This is a genomic window from Paenibacillus sp. FSL R7-0345 (genome assembly GCF_038595055.1).
Taxonomy (GTDB): domain Bacteria; phylum Bacillota; class Bacilli; order Paenibacillales; family Paenibacillaceae; genus Paenibacillus_AQ.
The window spans coordinates 3,367,946-3,392,473 of the sequence record NZ_CP152002.1 but is presented as its reverse complement, the minus strand read 5'-3'; the positions used below and the strand labels follow the sequence as shown (position 1 = coordinate 3,392,473).

Annotated in this window: 18 protein-coding genes, 2 pseudogenes and 1 riboswitch; of the genes and pseudogenes, 6 read left to right on the top strand and 14 right to left on the bottom strand. The window is 50.2% G+C overall.

The features are described from left to right. Positions 1-126: 126 nt before the first annotated feature. Together NST84_RS14415 and NST84_RS14410 are read left to right on the top strand one after the other, a co-directional pair. Positions 127-2,082, top strand: coding sequence for an AraC family transcriptional regulator (locus NST84_RS14415; protein WP_342566228.1), 1,956 nt, complete (start codon positions 127-129; stop codon positions 2,080-2,082). A 196-nt stretch (positions 2,083-2,278) separates the two neighbouring features. Continuing rightward, positions 2,279-2,381: riboswitch (purine riboswitch) on the top strand. Between the two features lie 108 nt (positions 2,382-2,489). Beyond that, positions 2,490-3,536 carry an aromatic ring-hydroxylating dioxygenase subunit alpha gene (locus NST84_RS14410; RefSeq protein WP_342566227.1) on the top strand — a complete coding sequence of 349 codons (1,047 nt, stop codon included), beginning with the start codon at positions 2,490-2,492 and terminating at the stop codon, positions 3,534-3,536. Positions 3,537-3,631: 95 nt separating this feature from the next. On the opposite strand, the gene NST84_RS14405 is transcribed toward NST84_RS14410, so the two are convergent. Both NST84_RS14405 and NST84_RS14400 read right to left on the bottom strand, forming a co-directional pair. Beyond that, positions 3,632-4,915 (bottom strand): cellulase-like family protein, encoded by a 1,284-nt coding sequence (locus NST84_RS14405; RefSeq protein WP_342566226.1) that lies wholly within the window; start codon positions 4,913-4,915, stop codon positions 3,632-3,634. Positions 4,916-5,073: 158 nt separating this feature from the next. Further along, positions 5,074-6,555 (bottom strand): annotated as a pseudogene (locus NST84_RS14400) (Lsa family ABC-F type ribosomal protection protein). Positions 6,556-7,212: 657 nt separating this feature from the next. On the opposite strand from NST84_RS14400, the gene NST84_RS14395 reads away from it, so the two are divergent. Further along, positions 7,213-7,584, top strand: coding sequence for a hypothetical protein (locus tag NST84_RS14395; RefSeq protein ID WP_342566225.1), 372 nt, complete (start codon positions 7,213-7,215; stop codon positions 7,582-7,584). 50 nt (positions 7,585-7,634) lie between these two features. Here NST84_RS14395 and NST84_RS14390 read toward each other — a convergent pair whose 3' ends face one another. From NST84_RS14390 to NST84_RS14370, 5 genes are all read right to left on the bottom strand, one after another. Next, positions 7,635-7,808, bottom strand: coding sequence for a hypothetical protein (locus NST84_RS14390; RefSeq protein ID WP_342566224.1), 174 nt, complete (start codon positions 7,806-7,808; stop codon positions 7,635-7,637). A gap of 189 nt (positions 7,809-7,997) precedes the next feature. Further along, positions 7,998-8,714, bottom strand: a complete 717-nt coding sequence (locus tag NST84_RS14385; protein ID WP_342566223.1) for a response regulator transcription factor — start codon at positions 8,712-8,714, stop codon at positions 7,998-8,000. Then, entirely contained in the window at positions 8,707-11,403 is a 2,697-nt protein-coding gene (locus tag NST84_RS14380; protein WP_342566222.1) for a sensor histidine kinase KdpD, read from the bottom strand. The genes NST84_RS14385 and NST84_RS14380 overlap by 8 nt, the downstream gene beginning before the upstream one ends. A gap of 170 nt (positions 11,404-11,573) precedes the next feature. Beyond that, complete coding sequence (locus NST84_RS14375; protein ID WP_342566221.1) at positions 11,574-12,395, bottom strand: methyl-accepting chemotaxis protein; 822 nt, start codon at positions 12,393-12,395, stop codon at positions 11,574-11,576. Between the two features lie 110 nt (positions 12,396-12,505). Next, complete coding sequence (locus NST84_RS14370) at positions 12,506-13,705, bottom strand: MFS transporter (protein WP_342566220.1); 1,200 nt, start codon at positions 13,703-13,705, stop codon at positions 12,506-12,508. Positions 13,706-14,066: 361 nt separating this feature from the next. Between NST84_RS14370 and NST84_RS14365 the strand changes: the two genes are divergently transcribed. Together NST84_RS14365 and NST84_RS14360 are read left to right on the top strand one after the other, a co-directional pair. Next, a complete protein-coding gene (locus NST84_RS14365) occupies positions 14,067-14,924 on the top strand; it encodes an AraC family transcriptional regulator (protein ID WP_342566219.1) in 858 nt (285 codons plus the stop codon). A 265-nt stretch (positions 14,925-15,189) separates the two neighbouring features. Beyond that, positions 15,190-15,618 (top strand): annotated as a pseudogene (locus NST84_RS14360) (C40 family peptidase); the annotation flags it as partial. A gap of 336 nt (positions 15,619-15,954) precedes the next feature. Here the strand turns inward: NST84_RS14360 and NST84_RS14355 are convergent. Next, on the bottom strand, positions 15,955-17,412 hold the full coding sequence (locus NST84_RS14355; protein ID WP_342566218.1) for a hypothetical protein: 1,458 nt from the start codon (positions 17,410-17,412) through the stop codon (positions 15,955-15,957). 13 nt (positions 17,413-17,425) lie between these two features. Further along, positions 17,426-17,941, bottom strand: a complete 516-nt coding sequence (locus NST84_RS14350; protein WP_342566217.1) for a sigma-70 family RNA polymerase sigma factor — start codon at positions 17,939-17,941, stop codon at positions 17,426-17,428. Positions 17,942-18,133: 192 nt separating this feature from the next. Between NST84_RS14350 and NST84_RS14345 the strand changes: the two genes are divergently transcribed. Beyond that, entirely contained in the window at positions 18,134-18,580 is a 447-nt protein-coding gene (locus tag NST84_RS14345) for a hypothetical protein (protein WP_342566216.1), read from the top strand. 75 nt (positions 18,581-18,655) lie between these two features. Here NST84_RS14345 and NST84_RS14340 read toward each other — a convergent pair whose 3' ends face one another. The 5 genes from NST84_RS14340 to hydG form a co-directional block, all read right to left on the bottom strand. Beyond that, positions 18,656-18,991 carry a hypothetical protein gene (locus tag NST84_RS14340; protein WP_342566215.1) on the bottom strand — a complete coding sequence of 112 codons (336 nt, stop codon included), beginning with the start codon at positions 18,989-18,991 and terminating at the stop codon, positions 18,656-18,658. Between the two features lie 128 nt (positions 18,992-19,119). Beyond that, positions 19,120-20,403, bottom strand: coding sequence for a [FeFe] hydrogenase H-cluster maturation GTPase HydF (gene hydF / locus NST84_RS14335; protein WP_342566214.1), 1,284 nt, complete (start codon positions 20,401-20,403; stop codon positions 19,120-19,122). A gap of 1 nt (position 20,404) precedes the next feature. Continuing rightward, positions 20,405-21,823: an aspartate ammonia-lyase gene (locus tag NST84_RS14330; RefSeq protein ID WP_342566213.1), complete on the bottom strand. Its 1,419-nt coding sequence runs from the start codon at positions 21,821-21,823 to the stop codon at positions 20,405-20,407. 12 nt (positions 21,824-21,835) lie between these two features. Beyond that, a complete protein-coding gene (hydF, locus tag NST84_RS14325) occupies positions 21,836-23,035 on the bottom strand; it encodes a [FeFe] hydrogenase H-cluster maturation GTPase HydF (protein WP_342566212.1) in 1,200 nt (399 codons plus the stop codon). A 24-nt stretch (positions 23,036-23,059) separates the two neighbouring features. Continuing rightward, on the bottom strand, positions 23,060-24,505 hold the full coding sequence (gene hydG, locus NST84_RS14320; RefSeq protein WP_342566211.1) for a [FeFe] hydrogenase H-cluster radical SAM maturase HydG: 1,446 nt from the start codon (positions 24,503-24,505) through the stop codon (positions 23,060-23,062). Between the last annotated feature and the right edge of the window lie 23 nt (positions 24,506-24,528).

Sequence of the window (24,528 nt, the reverse complement as noted above, 5' to 3'; positions counted from 1 at the left end):
TAAACCAATTGCCTGGAATGGACTAAGGATATTTCGATTTAAAAAAATTTTGCCTGCACTTTCGTTGTCACTGATAATCATTATCAGTTATACTCACTCTACGAAGCAAGGGGGTTGAACATATTTATGAATTTGAAGGAACATATTTTACTTTGGACTCATGCAGCGGTAGAAATAATAGATATCCGGCGCCATACTTCCAGTCACGGGGAGCAATTTCTCCGGTACCGGCTGCCTTGCAGTGCTTTTATATGTGCAACCCATGGGAATGCAGTAATTCTCATGGACGGTATCCGCTATGAACTATACGAAGGAACCGTGATCCACGGAGGCAAAGGAATAATCATTGAGTTGCCCCCGCCTGCGGAGCTGGTTAAATATTATTTAATCCTCTACAGAGCAAGGCTTGCCCTCCCTGCCCGCAAACATCTGCTGTCCGTCATGAATCGTGACAACCCGTTCGAGCTCCAATACATATGCAGTCCGGACGCTCCGCTCCCTTTGCTTGATAAGCTTAAGGTGATGCATGAGCACTGGCTAAAGGGCGGCAGACTGGAGCATCTGTATGTAAAATCATTGCTGTATCAATGGGTGTATGAACTGCTTAGACAGCTGCATGCACAGCATATCCAGCCGTTGAAGCCGGATGTGCTGGCGACAGCAATCCGGTATATGGAGAATAACATCAGTCGGCCTCTAAGCATGGACAAGCTGGCCGAGGCCGCAGGGAGCAGCCCGCGCAGCTTGTCCAGACTATTCCGGCTACGCCTGCACACCAGCCCCAACCAGTATCTGATCAGCCTGCGCATGGAAAAGGCCCGCGAGCTGCTGCTCCACACCGAGGCCAGCCTGCATGATATTGCAGCTGCCATCGGGCATCCGGATGCGTATTATCTCGGAAGGATGTTCAAAAAGCATTTCGGGATTTCGCCGGGCAGGTACAAAAACTCAGTAAAAGCAGCTGCTGCCTGGCCGGAAATGACATCGGGCGCGTCCGGTTTTGACATTGTCCGTACGTCTTCGCTTGGTTATAGTGTTGATAATCATTATCAATACAAATCAGAAGGAGCGTCATTCATGTTTAAATCTGCCAGACCGTCACTTTTTATTACCTTACTGTTATGCTTCACCATCGTGCTCAGCGCCTGCGGAGCAGGAAATACCAATACAGCTGCCAGCAGCGCATCCCCGTCACCCCCGGCAAGCACTGCGCCTGCGGCTACTGAGAAACCCGCTGCAGAAGCACAGAGCCGGATTATTACAACGGTCAAAGGGGATATTGAAATTCCCGCTGATCCACAGCGTGTCGTAGTTCTGTACATGCTCGGAGATGTATTGGCGCTTGGTGTTAAGCCGGTCGGCGTATCTGATGTTTCTGAAGGGGCTGCCTTTGAAGATGAGCTCAGTGATGTACAGAAGCTGGGAACCTGGTTTGAAGCGAGCCCGGAAGCTGTCCTGTCACTTAATCCGGATCTGATTATTGTACCTTCGGATAAAACCTATGAAGTACTTAAGGACATCGCCCCTACTGTACTGGTCCCTTACGATAAAATGAGCGACGAGGAGCGTGTATCCTTTATCGGAGAAGCACTCGGTAAAGAGAATCAGGCAAAGAGCTTGTTTGATGAGTTCTACGCTAAGGTCGAAGACAGCAAGCAGAAGCTCAAAGGCGCCGGTATCCTTGACCGCACTGTATCCATTATGGAGGGCGGCGCTAAACGCAGCATGGCTGTTGTGACCAGCAAGCAGTTCGGACGCGGCTCCCAGGTAATCTATGAATATCTGGGCATGAAAGCCCCGGCAATTATTCAGGAGAAGGTTGAGACTTCTGCGGGAGCAACCGGTGAGGATGTATCATTTGAAGTACTGGCCGACTACAGCGGGGATTACATGTTCCGTTCATCCTATGAAGGGATGGCCGATCTCACCCAGGACCCGATCTGGAACAGTATCCCTGCGGTAAAAGCGGGCCGGCTCATTAACATCGATTTCGGCTTGTCCTATTACAGCGATATTTACTCCCTTAATGCCCAGCTCGATTACATTGCAGAAAGTCTGCTGGCTGCGCCACGAGTTGAGTAAATAAGCCCTTAAAGAGTACCCGGATGGTTCAATGCAGTGATTTCGAGAGGATAACTGACATTAGCGATCTGCAGGTGCTCTTTTTTCTTTGCTTATTTCTGCTTTTTCAATAAAAAAAATATCCAATACGTCATTTAAAATAACATTGACAAAGATGTCTTGCGTGGAATAATATATTTAATATGATAAATGTCATATTATATAACATTTAAGATCTTGTATAAGCCCATTAATCGGAGTGGGCGTCTCGACCAGGCAACCGTAAATTGCCCCAGGCTACAAGAGGATGCATGAGCTGATGCGGCTTGTATTTGAACTTGCAGATACAACCCTCTTCCCCTCTGTGCCTCTTTAACCTGGGGTTTATTGCATTTCCACTATCCGTAACTTAAAGGAGAGAACCTACCATGACAAAAAGTAATGCGCTCGCTGAATTTCAAATGCAGCTTCCCCGTAACTGTACCTTTACACCGGGTGACTGGCAGGTTCTGTCCCAATACTGGTATCCGGTTGCCATCGCTGAGGAAATCAAAGATAAGCCTGTATCCGTCAAGCTACTGGATGTCAAGCTGGTCTGCTACCGCAGCCACGGCAAGGTTGTGATTGCCCGCGATCTCTGTTTCCACCGGGGAGCCCCGCTAAGTCTGGGCTGGGTCGAAAATGAAGAAATTGTCTGTCCTTATCACGGGTTCCGTTATAACTGCGAGGGTGCCTGCACCTCCGTTCCCGCACATCCAAACGCCAAAATCTCACCAAAGCTAAAGCTCATGATGTACCCTGCCGTTGAACGCTACGGGTTAATCTGGACCTCGCTGGCCGGAACGGAAGAGCAGCTTCCGGAATTCAGCGGGTGGGATGATCCGGATTTTGTTAATATTTTGCCGCCCAGCTTTGATATTGCCGGTTCGTCAGGACGCCAGATGGAAGGCTTTCTGGATGTGTCCCATTTTGCTTACGTTCATGCTGATTCATTTGCCGATCCTGACAACACAGAGGTTCCGCAATATAAGGTCAGACGGGAAGGCACTGAGCTGCATGCCGATTACTGGAGCACGGTCAGCAACTACGGCAAAGGCCAGGAGAATCCGGCACCGGAAGGCTTTATGTGGCTGCGCGCATTCCGGGTGTTTGCCCCCTTCGCGGCATCGCTTACCGTTCATTTTCCGGAAGACGGGAAGCTGATGATCCTGAACTGCGCCTCTCCTGTATCTGCACGTTATACCCGGTTGTTCTGCCCGATCTCACGCAATTTCGATAAGTCCGTACCTGTTGAGGACACGATTAAATTCAATCTTCAGGTATTCTCGGAGGACCGGGAGATGGTAGAAGCCCAGACTCCGGAGGATCTGCCGCTGGATCTGACCGCAGAAGCGCATATTCCGGCTGACCGGACTTCAATTGCCTACAGACAGCTGCTGACCGAGCTGGGTCTCGGCAGAGACTACACATCTTAAATCAGCCCTTATAAAATAAGGCGGCTGGCACATGTTCTTCATCATAAGAACATGCGCAGCCGCCTTTTATCATGACTATCATCGCTGCCAATTGTCTAGCTCTCCAGAATAAACCGGTTCCACTTCTGCTGCCAGGCGATATCATCCCAGAACGGATGATGCGGTGCGGAGTTGGAGCAGAGCGTCATCCCCCAGAAGCCGAGCCCCATTCCCTTGCGAATCGCATATTCGGCGATAAATTTGCCTACAGGCCCTTCCTCGAAGCCGGCCAGCAGCGGCGTATACCCGACATAACCTTCCCCGATTACAATCGGCAAGTCTGCCTGGACTGCCCATTCATGGATTTCTTCAAAGGATTTATCAGCCTTCTGCAGCATCGCGATCTTATGCGCCCCGTATCTGTCATACAGGAAAAGATCCCATTTGTCCGGGTCTGCCCAGTCGTGCAGATAGATCAGCCGCATGCCCACGGGGTTCCCCTCCATCCGCCACTCCTGGCCTTCAGGCAGGCTCCATTCCTCAAAAGGCGGTGCATCCTCCCTGAGCAGTGATTGGACGAATTCACCGGGAAACGGCACATTGTCATCATCAATCCCGGCACTATGCATCAGCTCGTTCAGCACACCCTTGATATACAGATGATAATGTCCGACCTGCATATTGCGGGCTACATAAGCTTTCGGATATTCCTCATTTACAGTATAGCTTGCTGTAATTAGTGTATCCGGATGCTGCCCGCGCAGATAGCCGACGGCTTCTTCAATATAAGGCTGCATGATTCTCACGTTAGCCGGTACATTTTCAAACGCCACACCTTGGGCTGCTCCAACGGCAGTCAGCTGACCGAACTCCACCTCATTGTGCAGCTCCGCATATATAATCTGCTTGCCATATCCGGCTTCTTTTACGTAATGGATTAACCGGCTCATCGATTTGGCAATCGCCATGAACCGGTCTTCAGGTGCAATTGCCGCCAGCTCGTCGCGCAGCTGCGGGTGCGCCAGAAAGCTCGGGCTCTGCTGGTACTCCCACGAGGACAGCATAATATAGCAGTTATGCGCAGCTGCCTGTTTGAACAGCTCGAGCAGATGGGCATGCCCGTCCAGCTCTGCTCCGCCGATACAGTTGTACCATCTGGTCCGCTGGCCGACCTTGCCGAGGCTGCCGAATTTCAGCGGGCCGGGACGTTTGCCTTCAGCGGTAAACAACAGGAATGGCATAGCACAGATTCGAATCGTATTGTACCCGCGCTCTACCGCTTCCGCGAACCGGGCGGCCAGATCATGATAAGGTTCACCCGGCAGCGTCATCGTGTACCAGGAGAAATCCCACATTGTTATCGTAAGCTTGTTAGGATGAAGACTGTGTATATCGTTCATAGTAAAATCCTTTCCTTCAGCAGGATAGAAGCAGCAGGGATCAGCCCCGCAGCTATTCAGCTGAAGTTTACAGGAAAAATAAAGCAGCAGCAATTGATAATAAACGGTTAATGATGGACGATATTCTTATCCCTTAACTTCATGCAGCCGGCATTTTTTTAAAGCGAGATAGTTTTAGTAGCAATATTCCGGCAAAATTCCCGGTCATGCTCCACAAACAGCAGCGTCGGCGCAGATTCAAGCAGCAGCTCCTCAATCTGCATCCGGGAATAGATGTCTATAAAATTCAGCGGCTCATCCCAGATGTATAAATGGGCCTGCTCACTGAGACTCCGGGCGATCAGCACCTTTTTCTTCTGTCCTCCGCTGAACGAGGCCATATCCTTTTCGAACTGTACCCTGGAAAAATCAAGCTTTCGCAGAATCGCCTTAAACAGGCTTTCATCAATCTCCTGCTCCCGTGCGTAATCGGTTAAGCTGCCCTGCAGATACGAGGTGTCTTGGGATACATAGGAAATTTTCAGCTGGCTGCCGGTCCGAAATGTTCCTGCATAGCTAATATCCTCCCCGGTCAGCAGCTTGAGCAGACTGGATTTGCCGGAACCGTTTTTGCCCGAAATGGCGATCCGCTCGCCTTGTTCAATTACAAAGCTGATGTCACTGCATACCCTCCGTTCCCCGTAATGGATCGAGATATGGTCAAATTCGGCCAGTTGTTTTTTGTGATACGGAAGCTGGGTAATCTTCAGGCTGGCTGAGCTTTCAATATTTTTTAGCAGCTTCGACTTGTCATCAATTGCGCTCTGCTGGCGCTGCTCCATCGATTTGGAGCGTTTCATCATTTTCGCTGCCTTATGTCCGACGTAGCCCTTATCCAGCTTGGAGCCGGAGTTACGCGTACCGTTTTTGCTTTTTTCCACTTCGTCCGACCAGTTGCTGGTACGCTTGGCTGCGTCTGATAAACGCCTGATGTCGGCCTGCAGCTTGTCATTCTCCGCCAGTTCACGGGCGTCCTGCCGCTGTTTATTGTCCCATCATTCCGAGAAGCTGCCTTTTTGGATGTCGATGCCGGTTTTATTGATCGAAAGGATGTGATCGACGCAATTATCCAGAAACGCACGGTCATGGGAAACCAGGATAAAGCCTTTTTTATTGTTAAGATACTCACTGACGAGCTGTCTGGCCTCCATATCAAGGTGATTGGTCGGCTCGTCGATCAGAAGGAAGCTGTTTTCCTTCAAAAATAACGCTGCCAGCAGCACCTTCGTCTGCTCTCCGTTAGACAGCGACTCAAACGGCCGGTATAACACATCATCCGCCTCAACCTTTAATAAGGACAATTCACGAACGAACTGCCACTGCTCCGCATCCGGACAGATCTCTTCAAAGACGTCCATGGTCAAGTATTCAGGATGCTCCACCGGGAACGGGAAATAGTCGAAGCCCACTTTTGCCGAGATGGTTCCGCTATATTCATATTTGCCGAGCAGCAGGTTCAAAAATGTTGTTTTGCCGCGCCCGTTTCTCCCTGTAAAGCCCAGCTTCCAGTCGGTATCCAGCTGAAAGCTTACCTTTTCAAATATATTATCGTAGCTGCCGTCATAGGCAAATGTAAGATTCGAGACATTAATTAATGACATGCAAATAACCTCCTGTACCAAATAAAATGAGCTGCAAGAAGGTATGCTTCCGCAGCTCAAATAAAATACAGCAGACCCGGCCCCTTAAGTAAGCGGCGGATACGGCTATTATTCTGAGTGAAAGGATGCAGGACCTTCTTGCACATAAAGCATAAAACACACAAAGCCTGGTGGCCTCGCGGAAATCTGTTTTATCGTTTTATATAAGCGCAAGAAATCCTACATTATCCTGTCAGCTCCTGTCATTAGTTAGTCTTATTTATTATACACATGATTGTAAAATAAAAACAGGCGGAATTACAAACACTTTTATTTAAATTCTATTTTTTTCCTTAAATTAAATATATCGCACAAAAAAGATGATAATATATAATACATATGTTTCCATATAATTCCTCAAGGAGGAAGAAAATGAATTCTCACAAAAAGAAGGACAATATTTTTTAACAAATAGAAATAACGGAAAATTTGACTTGGAAGAAGTAAATTCATTACCGGAACAAAATGTAACTTTTAGTAAAAGCGGCAATAACTCGAGAGAAAGCATTTTGAATGGTATATATAATAACTATTTTTTAAATAAGTAATCTTTACTACTCTAATATATAAAGGGGACCGAATAACAGTCTCCTTTATATATCTTCTAAGGAGCATTTTATGAAAAGTAGAATCAGATTTTTTCTTTTGTTTATCCTATCACTATCATTTTTAACCGCATGCGGAGATGAAGTAAAGGTAATTAAAGCTACTATTGAATCAAATGGAATTCAAAAGGAGTATACTGATGCCCCCTCTATAAAAATGATTGAAACTGCTGTGAATTCTACTAAGAAAGAACATGGTGCAATTGATGTAGGTCCTTCAGAATATAAAATCATACTTGATTATAATGATGATAAAACAACAAGATATGATCTACATTTAAACATCGAAAAAGGCTCTGGATATTTAATAAGAGGAAGTTTAGATAGCCTGTTCCGGTTAAAAAATAAGGATGCAAAGAAACTAATAGAACTTATAACAAAGTAAATTTGCCGTTACCAGCGAGCAGTCTGCTTAGCTCAGCCATAAAATTATCATTACCCCTTCCCCGAACTAAACCCCCGCACCACCTCCTCCGCCTTCCGCACTGCCTCCTCATCCTCCGCTTCAACCGGTCTCCGAAGATCACGCAGATCAAAGAATCTTTTGGCAGACATAAGAAGCACCAGCACCATCGCGGCCACACCTGCTGTTTGCAGCATATCATCCATCTTTGACTCTCCTTTAGCATTCGTTCTGTGAAGTAAATTCATGTTTCCAGCGTACTACTTGTGCCGTTAATTCTGGATTAGAGTACCTGCCGGGCAATTTAGATTGCATTAAAAAAAACCATACTCCTATGAGTATGGCCGTGTTGCTGCCCTGTTAGGCAGATTGGATTAAGTTGGTTATATTAAAAATCAGCCTAATTTGCTGTCCTCGCCGCTCTGCAGCATTCTGTACCCCACGCCAATATGGGTCTGAATGATTTTGGACTGGGCCGGCGGCTTTTCGATCTTTTTGCGCAGGGTTGCCATAAAGACACGCAGGGCTGGTACGTCATAAGTGAGGCTGCCCCAGATCTCCCGCAGGATGTAATTATGCGTCAGCACCTTTCCCGCGTTCTTGGCGAGCAGGCAGAGCAGCTTGTATTCGATCGGAGTCAGATGGATTTCTTCCTGGCCCATCCATACGCAGCCGGCTGCATAATCAATCCTCAAATTGCCGTTTGTAAAAACGGACGCATCCTTCTGCAGCTTTTCGCTGTCATAGCGGATCCGGCGCAGGCTGACCCTCAGTCTGGCCAGCAGCTCCTCGACACTGAACGGCTTGGTCAAATAATCATCTGCCCCGGCGTCCAGCGCATCGATCTTGTCGCGGTCTTCACTGCGGGCGCTGACCACGATGATCGGCAGGTTGGACCATGCCCGGATTTTGCGGATAATCTCTACACCGTCCATATCCGGCAGCCCCAGATCAAGGATCATCAGATCCGGCTGGTTGGATACCGCCTCTAGGATGGATGCCTCCCCGGTCTCAGCCGTGTGATATTTATAGCCTTGTGTCTCCAGTGTAGTTGTAATCAGCTTGCGGATCGGTTTGTCATCCTCAACGACAAGTATCAACGGTTTATTCAAGAACGTTCACCTCCTCAGCCTGCAGGGTAAAGCTAAAAATAGCCCCCTGCGGTATATTATCCGTAATCTCTATTGTTCCTCCATGGGCAAGCACAATGGATTTGCATAATGATAGCCCCAGCCCTAAACCTCGCCGTCCGTCACCGCGCAGATTATCCGCCGTGAAGAACATATCGAATAGCTTACTTTTGGCTTCCTCCGATATGCCCGGGCCGTCATCGGAAACTGTGACCCGTACCATCTGCCGCTCCCTTTTCGCCGATACTATAATAGCGGAGCCTGCCTGTGTATACTTGATCGCATTATCCACCAGATTGATCAGCACCTGCATAATCAGCCGGGAATCCATCCGGGCCATCAGCAGCTCATCCTCAAGCCGGGTTTGAATGATATGCTCTGCACTGCTGCGGTTTACATGCAGCAGTGCTTCAGCGATAACCTCCTCAAGGAGTTCCGCCTGAAAATACAGGTTCAGACTGCCGTTATCGATCCGTGTAATGGACAGCAGATTCTCCACCAGATTGATCAGCCACATTGAATCATCGTAGATGTCTGTGTATAGCCCTATTTTTTGTGCTTCACTAAGTACACTTGGGTTGGCCAGCAGAATGCCGGCATTGCCGGAAATACTGGTTAGCGGTGTCCGCAGATCATGGGAGATGCCGCGCAGCAGATTGGCACGCAGCTGTTCCTGCCTGATCTGAATGGAGATTTCTTTTTGCCTGCTGCTGAGCAGCTCCTTCTCCAGTGCCAGAGCGCATTCGCCAAGCATGGCAATCATCAGGCTTTTCTCAAAGATGCCGAGCGGTTCTTCCTGGTCCATCACAATGGCTGCCACCGCAAAAACCGTATCGCCTGCACGCACAGCGTGATACAGACAGCTGGCCGCAGAAAAGGTATCTGTGGTTGCTCCGGCCCGTTTATTGTTTTTGTAGACCCAGTCGGCGACCGCCCATTCGTTCACTTCTGTATACTGTGACGGGGCTACAGCAGCTTCCGGCTTGGGATAGATCAGCGGTGTTTCCAATCCATCCGGACCTGCCGGATAGAAAATCACGGTCCGGTCCACCAGCTTGACCATCTGGACAGCTGTTTCATTGATGATCGCCTCCGCATCTTCCGCCTGCTGCAGCTTGCGGCTCGTTTCCAGCAGAACCTCCGTCCGGTACGCTTTTTGCGCAGACTGCCGGGCCTGCTCCTTGATCCGCATCGTTAGTGTGCTGCTGATGAAGGAAGCGGTCAGCATAACAAGGAATGTAACCGGATAACCGGTGTCAGCTGCAATCAGCGAGTAATAAGGCTCTGTGAACAAATAATTGAAGACTAGCACGCTGAGGATGGAATTGGCCGCGCTGTACAGCCTTCCATTAGTCACTATCGCATTCAGCAGAACACCCAAAATATATACGGTAATGATATTCGCTTCACGGAATCCGAGATGCTTAAACCATAGCCCAATCAGCGTGCATGCCGCCAGAATGATAAGTGTCTTCAAGGCGTATGCCGGAGAGAAGCCCCGCGGCTTCAAATAGGCAGGAAAACGGTTGTACCGGGCTGACTGGGTATCCGGAATGATATGAATGTCAATATTCGGTGCCAGCTCCGTTAATTTATCCACGATATTCGTTTTGGCAATCCATCTTTTTTTGCCGTTACGCGGCCGGCCGATTACAATCTTGGTCACCCGGCTGGAAACAGCGTATTCTGCAATCTGTGCCGGAACATCGTCACCGTAAACGGTGGCCGGCTGAGCCCCGAGCTGCTCGGCCAGCCGCAGATTATCGCGGAGCTCCGCCTTGCTCTTGGGAGTTAAGTCTTTACTTCTCGGCGTTTCCACATACAGTGCGGTGAAAGACCCGCGGAATGCCTCCGACATTCTCGCTGCCGTGCGGATCACCTTTTTGCTGGAGGCGGCAGAGGAAAGGCAGACCAGAATGTGGTCGCCTGTATGATAAGTCTCTTCAGCTGCCCTGTCACCGGATTGCCGGGCAATCCGTCCCAGCTGATCCGCGGTATAACGCAAGGCGATTTCCCGCAGGGCAATCAGCTTGCTTTTGACAAAAACCTGTGAACCTTCCTCCGGTCCCTCCTGCTCATCTGCGGTAAGCTTCCCTTTATTGAAGCGGTCCAGCAGATCATCCGGCGGAATATCGACCAGTTCGATCTGGTCTGCCCCGTCAAATACGCTGTCAGGAATTCGCTCCTGCACGGTCAGACCCGTAATGGCTGCAACAATGTCATGCAGGCTTTCAAGATGCTGTACATTGACTGTTGTATACACATTGATTCCTGCGCGTAGCAGCTCCTCGATATCCTGATACCGCTTTTTGTGCCGGCAGCCTGTACCGTTATGATGAGCCAGCTCATCCACCAGTATCAGATCAGGCCGCCTGAGCAGCGCCTTATCCAGATCAAATTCACGGGAAGGCTGTTCCAGCCTCGGCAGCTGCTCCAGGCCTTCCATCAGCGACTCCGTCTCAGGACGCCCGTGCGTTTCAATGAACCCGGCCACTACGTCCTTACCGTCTCTCCGCTCATCATGAGCAGCATTCAGCATGGCAAAGGTTTTGCCGACGCCTTCCGCATATCCGAAAAAGATTTTTAGTCTGCCGCGTTGTTTCCTCTGTATGCCGTCTGAACCCTGATCCTGCAGTGGAACAGCGCTGTTCCGGTGTTGTGCCATATCCATTCCCTTTCCGGAATTGTAGTTGCTGTTAGCTAGTATAGCATGTGCAAAATCAGCATAGCATTACAAGTTCGGCGCCTGCATTAAGATTGCATTAAGATTTTGTCGCACCAAAAAAGGATGCCCCTTACCAGCCATCAACCGGCCCCGGGGCATCCCTGAATCAGAATCTTTTATTGAATAATAGAGGAAATAAATTTCGTCATTTCTCCACTGGTCTCATTCAACCGCTCTATGACTTCACTGAACTGGGTAACCAGCTCCGCCTGGGCAGCCGAAGAAGCGGCAATCGCTTCGATCTCCTGTTCCATGTGGCGGATTGACCGCTGCACCAGAGCCAGTGAATCCTCAATTGTCTTGGTTGCTTCTTTGGTATTGACAGACAGCTTACGCACTTCCGATGCCACCACACCAAAACCTGCCCCCTGCTCACCAACCCGGGCCGCTTCAATCGCTGCATTTAAGCCCAGCAGGTTCGTCTGCTCCGAGATTTCCCTGATGAAACCGGCTACCTTGTTCACTTGTTTGGACTCCAGGACTGTCTGCCGCGAGTTATCCAGAATCTGGGCCGTTGTTGCCGATAGCTCTTCCGACTGGGCAGCTACATTCTGGACCATATCCATCAGCTGTCCGCTGATTGTATTAATGCTCTCTGTGAGCTGCTCCATTCTGTCTTCATTCTCCAGCGTGTAAGCAATCGCAAAAGCGCCGATCACTTCGCCGTCCGTCCCGTAAACCGGAATAGCCGAAGAGATAACGGTCGCTCCATAGAGCTCGGCAGGCAAGCGGTTCGTTGTTGCACGTCCGGCAAGCGCGTTGCCGAGTGAAGGATCATCCGGGGAAACGGGGCTTCCTTTAGTCAGACCGAAGTCCAGCGTCTCGCTTGGTGCATAGTAATGAAAGATTTCCCTGTCTGTAACACCAATCATAATATCCTGGGCGTGAACTTGTTTAAAAAAGGGTGCTGCTAATACTAGTGCAGTAAGGTTATCCATGGCTCTCTCCTATATGTGTATGATCTGTGTCTAATTGTGTCTACTACTGTATCGACACTTTTGCCGGAAAAATAAAGAGATTCGCCATGAAAAATCTTCATGCATTTTCGTTAAGCCGCGGCTGCTTGCTCTTTACGTACTACTGACCTCCGCTTCAGCCGGTAGCTGATGGCCGTGACCGCGAAGGCTGCAAGTGCTATTCCTGCCGCAGTCCAGGATAAGGATGCCAGCCCGCTTGTTCCGACCACCAGCCCGCCAAGGGCCGACCCGCCGGCGATACCGGTGTTGGCAGCAACCGGGTTCAGCGAAGCTGCAAAATCCCGCGAACCCGGTGAATGTTCAACTGCCAGCTCAATCAGATACAGCTGCGACGTTACATTCAGAATATTAGACACACAGGCACTCAGAATCAGAAAGACCAGACCGAGCACAGGAATAGGCGCTGCAAAGAAAAAGAGGACGTAGATTGCTGCCTGGACCAGAAAGACTATTCTTAATCTGCCGAGCGCATTGCTGGAAGCGACAATCCCGCCGAGCCAGGTGCTGAAAATCGTAGCCAGGCCATACGCAAGCAGCACCCAGCTGACCGATGCTGCAGAGATGTTCATTACCTGATCCATAAGCGGTCTGATATAAGTGTAGATACTGAATACGGCACCGGTCCCGAATACCGGGATCAGGAAAGCAAGTATGATACGTCTGTTAGTCAGCAGGCTGAGCTGGTCCTTCAGCGAAGCCTTGGTGTTTGTCAGATTAGAAGGAATAACGATCAGGTTAAGCACAAATGCGGCCACTCCCATCACTGCTGTCAGGATAAATGCAGCCTGCCACTCAAAATGCTGGCCGACAAAAGTACCGATGGGCACCCCAAGCACATTAGCAATACCAAAGCCGCCCAGTATATATGAGACAGATTTCCCCTGCCTGGCCGGAGTGACAACCTCGCTTACTGCAGAGAGGGACAGGGAAATTGCAAGTCCGCACAACACCGCCGTTGCGATCCTTGTGAATAGCATTAATCCGTACGTACCCGACACGGCACTGAACAGATTAAACACAACGATCAGGGCAATCGTACCCAGAATCGTCTGCTTCTTGGGCAATCTGCTGACCAGTGTCATGAGTACCGGTGTTCCCAGTGCATAGGCAATGGCAAAGCCGGATACAAGACTGCCCGCAACTGCTAGTGTAATCTGCAGGGAAGCGGCGATTTCCGATAACAGCCCGACGATAATATACTCTGTAGTTCCAAGCAAAAAGGCCATAAAGGTAAAAGAAAATACCAGACCCCGTTCATTTACTGTTTTCATAATTCCCCCTGGCTGCTGTTCAGATCCAAATCAATCCTCACGCGAAAATATTATATATATTGCTGACCGTTTTCAACCAGGCTCCGCCCGGATTGGTTCCGCTTTCACCGGTTGTAAATCAGCCTGCAGTTATAACAGAACCGCCTTTGGGATCCGTACATCCCCCTATTCATTCCATAACATGCGGAACTTCCCCAATCCGGCTGTTTGCATACTGTCACATCCATTCACTAAGCTCTGCCTTCTTACTTGCTTCATTGTACAAATGAACAGGTATTGGAACAATAAAGGTTCTTGTTGTGTTTACCAAAAAGATGATATATCTTGTCATTAGAATACTTGAATGAAAGCGGGATAAGGTATGGACGAAAATGCGGATTTGCTGATGAACATGAACAGCGGGGCTTTTAACGGAGAACTTATTTATGCAGGCAAGCTGAGCGCCAACCCGGAATGGAAATTTGCGCTTCACAAGCATGAGGATTTGCATGAGGTCATTTATATTGAAGACGGGGCGGGCTCCTATGTAATCGACGGTAAAGCCTATACTGCCCAAAAAGGGGATGTGCTTGTCTACAACCGGGGTACGCTGCATCAGGAACAGTCTGACCCTGACCAGCCGCTGTCTACTTATTACTTTAATTTTCGTTTTCTCCCCCCGATTGATACACAGCGCGATTGGGTTGTTCCTCCCGGCTGGGAGCCTGTTATCCGTTCCAATCATTACACAGGTGAGCTGTCCATGCTGATTCAAAGCCTGGTCAATGAATTTTCGCTGCGTGGCAGAGGCTACGAACGGATTTCACAGCATTTGCTGGAAGCGATTCTGTTACTCCTTGAACGGATGATTCTTTTACAGAACCGGACTGCCAAGGAGGAAAAAGCTTCACTCGCGAATCAGATCAAAGCTTACCTGGATACTAATTACCGGCGCAAGCTGACCCTTGGCGATCTGGCACAGCTTTTTCATATTGACTCTTACTATCTGGTTCATATGTATAAAAATAATTTCGGTATCTCGCCCATCAACTATTTAATTCAGCGCCGGATGGGTGAAGCCATGCGCCTGATGGCCATAACGGACAAAAAAATCTGGGAAATCGCCAAAATGGTCGGATACGACAACGCCAACTATTTTTCTATCCTGTTTACCAGGGTCATCGGCATCTCTCCCCGTAAGTTCAGGGAAGGCAATCAGCGGGATTTTTATAAGGATTGATCGTTTGAACATCTTGTCAAGAACATTTTGTTTAAAATTTTGTCATCATTTCTTAATAAAAGGTCCTAAAGCCTTGCGGGCACTGGAATATCACATTTGCTGGTAAATGGTGTTACTTTTATATGTGTTAGAGTGGGTTCAGAAGCTTACCAGACAACAATTCAGGAGGTAACTTATGAATACAACTAACCGTACAAATCGTTTTCGCAGCCTGGTCATTGGTGTAAGTCTGGGTACTGCCCTGCTTACTGCCGGAACTGGCTTCATGGATACCAACAACAAAGCATATGCAGCAACCGCTAACAGCACTGTAAGTGCAACAGCTTCGAATACCAGCCTTGCCGAACAGATTATTGCTACCGGCATGAAATATAAAGGTGTCCGCTATGAGTACGGAGCTGAGGCAGGGAATACCAGCAGCTTTGACTGCTCCTCTTTCACCCAGTATATCTTTGGACAGCACGGCGTCACTCTTTCCCGCTCCTCCAAGCAGCAGTCAACGGACGGAACTTCTATATCCAGAAGCCAGCTGCAGCCGGGTGATTTAGTGTTCTTCTACTCGCCGATTCATCATGTGGCCGTTTATATCGGTGACGGAAAAATCCTGCACACCTACGGAGATGGCGGCGTAACCGTCACCGATCTGGACAGTGGCTGGTGGGATGAGCATTATACTTCTGCCCGCCGGGTGCTGCCGGTAAATGGACAAGACACCAGCAAAGCCGGATCCGGCTCAACGGCCGGCACAGACAGCGGATCTGCTGCAGATACAGCAAGTGATCCCGCCGATACGGCTAAACCGCAAACAACAAAAGATAGCTCCGCTCCAGACACAGCATCTGACAATGCATCAGATACATCATCAGACTTAGCTTCTTCCGGCGATTCTGCCCAGGCTCAGCCCGCAGGCTTTGACTGGGGATGGTTCAGCAATTTCCGGTAAGCCGGCTGGCATAACTATATGTGTTAATGTAACAAGCCGATTCTGCTTTTAGCAGATCGGCTTGTCTTTGGTTTGCTTTTTCCAAGTTCACTTTTGTATAGGAATAAGTTCCACCGATTGCGTATCCCTCACCGGATTCCAGTAGCGCTCTATCTCAACAGTCAGCGGCTGCGGATAATCGATAGCCTGCAAGCCGAAGTTGTAATCGTATTGCTCATCAAATTCAGTGGCTCCCCGTGCTACTGATTGTGTAAAGACCCCTTCCCCTTCCGGTCTCGTATACACTTTTCCATCTGCATCTGTATAATTTTCTGCCAGACGCATTATAAAGCTGTCCTGTGTCTCTATGTTTTCCCGCTTATTCCGGAAAGTAATTACACCCGGTTTTGCTGATTCACCCGCATTTTTTATCGAAAAGCCGTCTGGCGCTTCTACAATCAGCCGCTTTTTCAGATCAACAACAAGCTTCATCTGATCTCTATCAACCGCCGCGATCCCGAAGGTTTTCAGAGACAGGCTGTCCAGAGCTTTATACTCTTTACTGGTGTATACAAGCGTAAAATGGGACCGGTCCTTCCAGAGCTCTGAATTGTCAGCTGTGATAACAGTTGGATAATAGGATTTTATGATCTTGTCTCCGCTTTTGCCGATCAGAACAGGATTTATCATTCCATTAACCTGTTTGGCATTACGCTCATCCGCTTCCAAATCCACATAAGTGCTTAGAGGAGTAAACAGCACCCCGTTCACTTTAAGCTTTTGTCCGGCTACTGTCAGATCCTGCTTGGCTGTCCAGGTCTGGTTGCGGTCCTTAAGCATATCCGTATCCAGTTTAAATGATACATCCAGATTAGTACGGTATTTATTGCTACTGGAAGACAGAGCCTTATCCGATGTTTGTGTCAGAATCACTTTATAATTGACATTTTCCGGATAGTCTGCATCCGGCGAAAGTAAGTTGGAGTAGACAAAATAGACGGTATCTCCCGCTCTGATTTCACTTGCGTCACCCGCTACCTCTAATTTAGCACCTCTGCTAGCCGCTTCAATCGTACCAAACTCCAGCCCAAAATTTGCATGGATTACAGTCTGATCTGTGTTATTCTGCACACTGTATATAATAAATACCTGCCGCCCGTCACTTACAGTGTTCTTGATTTCCACCTTAAAGCCAGCTTTTTCTACTCCTTTATTAACCGGCTGCAACAGATTTTGATTCAGTGCATTCAGCAGGGTCTTGTCTCTGATCAGTGAAGCATCGAACGGATATGAAGCTGTCCCGGCGTTAGCCGGACTTGCAGTATGGACCGTATACTCCACAGCATCATCAGGTGTCTTCAAAAAAGTAAACAACAGTAGAACAACAGCGGCAGCGGCCACTGTAATCTTTAGACCTGACATCAACCATTTTTTCCGGGACTGCTGCTTTCCTTTACGAATGCCACTTTGCATCGCCTGATAAATCCTCATCTCCGGCATAGCCTCCGTCTGCTGCTTCACGTCACTTACATTCTGGTGCAGCAGCTGCTCTTCTATATCTTTCATCGTTTCGCCTCCCTTATTTCTGCAGATAGGCACGCATTTGCTTCAGTCCGTCGCGGAGCCAGGTTTTGACTGTGCCCTCCGGCTTTTTCAGCACCTCCGCGATTTGCGTCACTGTCATGTCCTGGTAATACTTAAGTACGATGGCATGCCGGTATTTCGGTTTCAGCCGGTGTATCGCCCGTTCCAGATCAATCCGCTCGTTGCTCTGCATTTCCTGTGCAGCTTGCTCCGCAGGCTTTTCCGCCGGAAAAACCCGTTTTTTGCGCCTCAGCTCGTCCATACAGCAGTTAATGGTGATCCGGATCAGCCAGGGTGTGAAGGAGTGCCCGTCCTTTAGCTTTTTTCGCTTGATCCAGGCCCGGCATGATGCCTCCTGCACCACTTCCAGCGCATCCGCTTCATTCCGCATATAACTGTAGGCGATAGCATACAATTTGCGGTGCTCGACATACAGCCTTTTGAAAAAAGCCTCTTCCTCCAAAAGCGCAGTATCTGCAGAAGAGATCTCATTCATCGTATGCTCTATCATTTTTTGCTCCCCCTCTCTATTTGGTTACAGCTTCTATATAGGGGCCCTATATTGCTTATCTATATGTAAGACGCCGTACGCGGGCAAAACGATTGATTTATGGTAACTTTTTCATAAAATCTCTTTATGATAGTCTGAGATTCACTGATTAATTTATATTGGCAGATTTACATTTTAGCAAAAGGAGGACTTATGCGTACGAAAAAAATCATATGGAGCACCGCAATCGGATTGGTCGCTATTATCGTAATAGGCTACTTCTTTATCCGTCCGCAAATGCTGGCGCGGTCTACTGATCTCTCTGCGGAGTCGGTGGGAGGTGTGAAAATCGGGGAAAATATCGGCAGCAGCTCATTTACCGGCAAGTACCAGCAACCTCTGAGTAAGCAAGATAACACAATGTACGATTACTATGAGTGGGAAGGTGGATTAGGGACAGCTTCTATTAATAATGGTTCTGAAAAGGGGAACATTATGCGGCTGATCATCTCCGGCACAGATAAACCGCTTACTACAGCCAAAGGCATACATATCGGTGACTCCAAAAAAAGGTATTATCACTCTACGGTAAAAAATATTACAAATCCGGTGAGCAGGGTGCTGACATTGTCGGCTACATCGACCGTAAGCAGAACCTGACGCTGGAATTCTGGTGCGTAAAAAGCACCGGTGAGGTTGCGGAGATCCGGCTGGATGATGCCGGGGTCAGGTGAGTTAAACGTCGAAACCCTGATGGGTTGTGCTAATGGCTGGATTGGCGGATCTAACTGAATTCTTGCCTCTCATTTCGTGCATCGAGCCGTATTCGCTGAAATCAAGGGCAGTTTTGCCTCTCATTTCGTGCATCGAGCCGTTTTCGGCGAAATCAAGGGCATTTTTGCCTCTCATTTCGCACATCGAGCTGCTTTCGGCGAAATCAAGGGCATTTTTGCCTCTCATTTCGCACATCGAGCTGTTTTCGGCGAAATCAAGGGCATTTTTGCCTCTCATTTCGCGCATCGAGCTGTTTTCGGCGAAATCAAGGGCATTTTTGCCTCTCATTTCGCGCATCGAGCCGTTTTCGGCGAAATCAAGGGCGCTTTTGCCGTGGTCGCCCCATCTTAAGCCTCATCAAACAAGACCAGCCCCGGATTAGGAGGCTGGTCTTACTGTTAAGATAATGAGCGGCGTGGTAGCGATCACTTTTCAACGGTAAGTGTGCTGTCCGCTGCGCACTCCTCCTCCCAGACAAGCCGGGCTAGCGGAAACGGGGATATTGCCCGTTCCAGTATCCCCTGGACATGGGCAATGGCTACACCATAATTCACAACCGGTACTCCGCCCGCTGCCGCCTGCTCCATCCGCCAGAGCATCTGCCGGCGGTTGATCATACAGCCGCCGCAATGCACAATCAGCGCATAATCCTGCACATTGTCGGGAAAGCTCATTCCATTCGCATGATGGAACTCAAGCGTCCGGCCGGTCGCTTGCCTGATCCAGCGGGGCAGCTTGACGCTGCCGATGTCATCCGGCTGGGTATGGTGGGTGCACGGCTCGGCTATCAGCACCTTGTCACCGTCCCGCAGCCGGTCAATAGCCCTGGCGCCCCGGACCAACTCCTCCAGATCGCCCTTATGTCGGGCAAAGAGGATTGAGAATGAAGTAAGCGGAACATCGGGTGGCGTATCAGCGGCTGCCTTCAGGAAGACCTGGGAATCGGTCACAACCAGCCGCGGCTTACGCCCGAGGCTTTCCAGTGTGAGCTTTAGCTCATGCTCTTTGGTGACAACAGCGATGGCGTCGCTCTCCAGAATGTCCCGGATGGTCTGCTGCTGGGGCAGGATCAGCCGGCCCTTTGGTGCTGCCTTATCAATGGGTGTAACCAGCACAACCAAATCTCCCGGTGAGAGCAGGTCGCCGATAATGCGGAATTTGTCCTCCTCAGCAGGCACCACAGCAGACAGAGCCTCTCTGAGCGAATTTATTCCTTTCTTTGAAGCAGCAGATACAGGCATGAACCGGAATCCAAACTGATCCCGGCAAGTATCTGCCTGTACAGCGGCATCCCGGTCTGCATTTGCCGCCGACAGCAAATCCGTTTTATTTATAACCCCGATGACCGGAATATTCCGGCTCTTGAGCATGCCGGCAATCTGTTCATCATACGCCGTCGCTCCATCAAGTGCATCAATTACAAGCAGGGCCACATCGGTTTTGTACAGCACTTCCATCGTTTTCTTTTTCCGCTGCTCGCCCAGCTCACCTTCATCGTCCAGTCCTGCGGTATCAATCAGCACCACCGGTCCGAGCGGAAGCAGCTCCATCGCTTTGTAGACCGGATCTGTTGTGGTCCCTTGGACCGGTGATACAACAGATACCTCCTGCCTGGACAGCGCATTGATGAGGCTTGATTTGCCGGCGTTGCGCCTGCCGAATACGGCAATATGCAGCCGGCTGGCACGGGGCGATTCGTTCAGGTTCACGTTACTCACTCCTTCTTCCGGGCACACCGGGCATGGTAAGCTGATCCAGATGCAAAATCCTGTCAATCTGCTCCCCGGAGAGCAGCCCGCTGTCCAGCACTGCCTGACGGATGGACTTCCCTCCCTCCCTTGCCTGTATAGCAATCTCAGCACTCTGTTCATAGCCGATATGACCTACAAAAGCAGCCGCGAGTACAGTGGAATGCTCCAGCAGTTCTCCGCAGCGAACAGCACACACCCTTATTCCTGTTATACAGCGCTCAGTAAACAAGCGGACTGCCTGGTCAAGCAGCTCCAGGGAATCCAGCAGCGCATCTGCTATCAGCGGCATGAAGGCATTAAGCTCCAGCTGCCCGCTCCCGGCAGCCAGCGTGACCGCTGAATCGTTGGCGATCACCCGCATTGCAGCTGTGCCAAGCATTTCAGCCATCACCGGGTTGACTTTGCCGGGCATAATGGATGATCCGGCCTGCACCGTAGGCAGCACCAGCTCACCGAAGCCGCCTGCTGGTCCGCTTGCCAGCAGGCGCAGATCGCCTGAGATTTTGAGCAGATTCACTGCCGCTGCCTTGAGCAGCCCGGATACCTCCACGAATACATCCATATTCTGCGTAGGGTCCATCGGATATTCACTGCGGGCCAGCCCGTATCCGGTCAGCTCCTGCAGAAGACCTGTAATATAAAAGGTATACCGGAGCGGTGCATTAATCCCCGTGCCGATTGCCGTTCCGCCGATATTAATCTCCCTGAGCCTTTCCTCAGCCTTGTACAGCCGCCAGCGGTCGCGCTGGATGGCTTTGGCGTATGCCCCGAAGCTCTGTCCTGCAGTCATCGGAACAGCATCCATCAGCTCCGTCCGGCCCAGCTTCAGCACTCCGGCAAACTCCAGCTCCTTACTCTGCAGCGACTCCTGCAGGGACGCAAAAGCATCACTAAGCCTGCGGACCAGACCCACCGCAGCGATTCGCAGTGCTGTCGGGTAGACATCATTGGTGGACTGGCAGCAGTTCACGTGATCCAGCGGGTGAACCACGGTATAATCACCTCGTGTTCCGCCCAGCAGCTGGGCCGCCCGGTTCGCCAATACTTCATTAATGTTCATATTGGTTGACGTACCGGCCCCGCCCTGTAGTGCAGACACAGGAAACTGGTCGGCATACCCTCCAGCGTGAATCTCATCACAAGCCTGCACAATCGCCATCGCGATCTCGGGCGGATAGCTGTTCAGCTTCAGATGGGCTATTGCTGCCGCTTTTTTCACCGTTATCAGTGCCTTGATCAGATGAGGATTGACTCTCCGGCCGCCCACCGCAAAATTCTCCATCGCCCGGGCCGTATGAATGCCGTAGTAGGCAGACAAAGGTACCTCTACTGTTCCAAGCGCATCCCGTTCAAGCCGGTAACCCCCGCCCGTCTCCACAAAGATCTCCCCTTATGATTTCACTTGCATAATCTCCAGCACACGCGGCAGGATGCCTTTGAAGTATGCAAAGGCAATGCCGTAATTCGTGATCGGCACACATTGGGCGCCGGAATCCGCCAGCCTTGTCATCAGCTGCTTGCGGTTGAAAATGCAGCCGCCGCAATGTACGATCAGCTTATAACCCGATAAATCTGCCGGGAAATCCGGGCCGACACTTGCCGTAATCTCCAATCCGCCGCCGGCAATCTCCTGCAGCTTTCTTTTCACCAGCTCACGGTCAATTTCACCATTATGCGGATGATGAATACAGGCTTCGGACAGCAGTACCTTGTCGCCCGGCTTCAGCGTGGAAATCGCTTCTGCGCCTTTTACAAAGGTGGTCAGATCCCCCTTAAACCGGGCCATCAGGATCGCGAAGGTGGTCAGCGGCACATTGGCAGGAAGTACCTCGTTCACACTGTCATACACCTGGGAGTCCGTAATGACCAGATCGGGCATGCCCTTCAGATTCATCAGCAGCGTAGGCAGCTCCACCTCTGTAACGGACAGAGCCATCACATGGTGATCGAGCAAATCCCGCAGAATCTGCTGCTGGGAAGCAACCAGCCTGTATTTGGGTGCCGGAATCATATCGGGCATGACCATTACGACCACTTCACCCGGATGGACCAGATCACCAAGAATGGTTGGACGCTCAAATTCAGCAGGAGCATACTCACGGATCGCATGGCGCAGGCTGCCAAAGTTAATGTTTCTGCGCGAGCTTACTTTGACAAAGGGGATGTTCAGCTCACTTTTCAACTGATCGAGATCCACATAATGATCATCCACTTTGGCAATTACGCCGATGACCGGAATGTGGCGCTTGGCAAGCTCCTGGTACCACTCCTTCTCCAGCTTGTAATCATCCTCCTCCCCGGAGAAAATCAGGAGACTGAGATCGGTCAGATCCATAACCTCACGGGTCTTCTGCACCCGGAAAGCTCCTGTCTCTTTATCTTCATCTATACCAGTCGTATCAATAATGATGACGGAGCCGATCTTGGGCAGCTCATAAGCCTGAAACACCGGTTCAGTCGTTGTGCCGGGCTGATCGCCGACAATCTGATAAGGAATGCCGGTCAGCGCATTGATCAGACTGGACTTCCCGGAGTTGCGCCGGCCGAAGACTGCGATGTGCATCTTGCCCGGCTGCGGTGTAATTTGCATGGCCAATCTCTCCTTATGGGTCTATTAAAAGCGCAGATCCCGCTCCCCGTTCTCCAGCCGCTGCAGCCGTTCCCTGGTGATTTTGCGTGCAGCTTCCTTGGGAATGTCTTCAAGCCCTTTACGGATCATTTCTTCACCTAGGGCCCGGGTTTCAGCATTCGCATAATCCAGCAGATACTCTTTGAAGGTAAGCAGCGAATTCGGCTGGCATACATTATGGATCTGCCCCGATTTGGCCAGCCGCATAAACCGGTCACCCGTCCGCCCCTCCCGGTAGCAGGCTGTACAATAGCTGGGAACATAGCCGTCCCTGCACAGCCCCCGGATAATCTCCTCCGGTGAACGGTGGTCGCCCACCTCGAATTGCGGCTTTTCTTTTGACAGGCCGGCTGTACCCTGCTTCGCCTCCATATATCCGCCGACCCCGGTGCTTGATCCGGCACTGACCTGGGAAATCCCGAGCCGGATAACCTCATCCCGGAACGATGGCTCCTCCCTGGTGGATAAAATCATGCCCGCATAAGGCACCGCCAGCCGCAGAACGGCAACCAGCTGTTTAAATTCCTCATCCTTTACCAGATATGGATACGTTTTCAGACTAACATTCGCCGCTTCCCGCAGCCGCGGGACAGAGACAGTGTGGGGACCTACCCCGAACCGCTCCTCCAGATGCTCGGCATGCATCAGCATGGCCACTGTATCGTATTTGTAGTCATATAATCCGTACAATACGCCTACACCAACATCATCGATTCCGCCGAGCTGTGCCCGGTCCATCGCTGTTGTGTGCCAGTCATAGTCATGCTTCGGCCCGTTCGGATGCAGCGCAGCATAAGTCGGCCTGTGATAGGTCTCCTGAAAAAGAATATAGGTCCCGATCTCCGCATCCCGCAGCTTTTGGTAATCCTTGACTGTAGTTGCGGCAATATTGATATTAACCCGGCGGATGCTGCCGTTATCCACTTTGACAGAATAGACCGTTCGGATGGCATCAACCACATAATCAATATCACAATGGACCGGATCCTCTCCCGCTTCTATCACCAGCCGTTTGTGACCCAGCTCTTGCAGCACCCGGACTTCATCCGCAAGTTCTTCTTTGCCCAGCTTCCGCCGTACAAAATCCTGATTCGAGTGCTTATAGCCGCAATATTCGCAGTTATTGACACAGTAGTTGCTGATATACAGCGGCGCAAACAGGACAATGCGGTTGCCGTAAATTTTCTCCTTAATGACTTTGGCTGATTTAAAAATGTCCTGCAGAATATCCTCATCCCTGACCTCCAGCAGCACTGCCGCTTCCCGGTGGCTTAACCCCTTGCAGGCTCTTGCTTTATCCAAAATAGACTGGACAACGTTCCGGTTCCCGGCCATCCGCCTGGCTTCCTGCAGGCTGGCTGTAATCTCCGCGTCGTCGATGAAGTCCGCGGGTTCCCAATCCTTGCGCAAATGTGCCCTCCTCCTTAGCATTTACAATTATCGGGGTTGGAAAT

Bases quoted from the DNA above. Each gene is read 5' to 3' on its own strand.
- NST84_RS14390 (WP_342566224.1), bottom strand. From the start codon at position 7,808: ATGGATGATATGCTGCAAACAGCAGGTGTGGCCGCGATGGTGCTGGTG.
- NST84_RS14355 (WP_342566218.1), bottom strand. From the start codon at position 17,412: ATGAAAGATATAGAAGAGCAGCTGCTGCACCAGAATGTAAGTGACGTG.
- NST84_RS14395 (WP_342566225.1), top strand. From the start codon at position 7,213: ATGAAAAGTAGAATCAGATTTTTTCTTTTGTTTATCCTATCACTATCA.
- NST84_RS14415 (WP_342566228.1), top strand. From the start codon at position 127: ATGAATTTGAAGGAACATATTTTACTTTGGACTCATGCAGCGGTAGAA.
- NST84_RS14370 (WP_342566220.1), bottom strand. From the start codon at position 13,705: ATGAAAACAGTAAATGAACGGGGTCTGGTATTTTCTTTTACCTTTATG.
- hydG (WP_342566211.1), bottom strand. From the start codon at position 24,505: ATGCTAAGGAGGAGGGCACATTTGCGCAAGGATTGGGAACCCGCGGAC.
- NST84_RS14350 (WP_342566217.1), bottom strand. From the start codon at position 17,941: ATGATAGAGCATACGATGAATGAGATCTCTTCTGCAGATACTGCGCTT.
- NST84_RS14375 (WP_342566221.1), bottom strand. From the start codon at position 12,395: ATGGATAACCTTACTGCACTAGTATTAGCAGCACCCTTTTTTAAACAA.
- NST84_RS14405 (WP_342566226.1), bottom strand. From the start codon at position 4,915: ATGAACGATATACACAGTCTTCATCCTAACAAGCTTACGATAACAATG.
- NST84_RS14340 (WP_342566215.1), bottom strand. From the start codon at position 18,991: ATGCGCGAAATGAGAGGCAAAAATGCCCTTGATTTCGCCGAAAACAGC.
- NST84_RS14380 (WP_342566222.1), bottom strand. From the start codon at position 11,403: ATGGATATGGCACAACACCGGAACAGCGCTGTTCCACTGCAGGATCAG.
- hydF (WP_342566212.1), bottom strand. From the start codon at position 23,035: ATGCAAATTACACCGCAGCCGGGCAAGATGCACATCGCAGTCTTCGGC.
- NST84_RS14345 (WP_342566216.1), top strand. From the start codon at position 18,134: ATGCGTACGAAAAAAATCATATGGAGCACCGCAATCGGATTGGTCGCT.
- NST84_RS14410 (WP_342566227.1), top strand. From the start codon at position 2,490: ATGACAAAAAGTAATGCGCTCGCTGAATTTCAAATGCAGCTTCCCCGT.
- NST84_RS14365 (WP_342566219.1), top strand. From the start codon at position 14,067: ATGGACGAAAATGCGGATTTGCTGATGAACATGAACAGCGGGGCTTTT.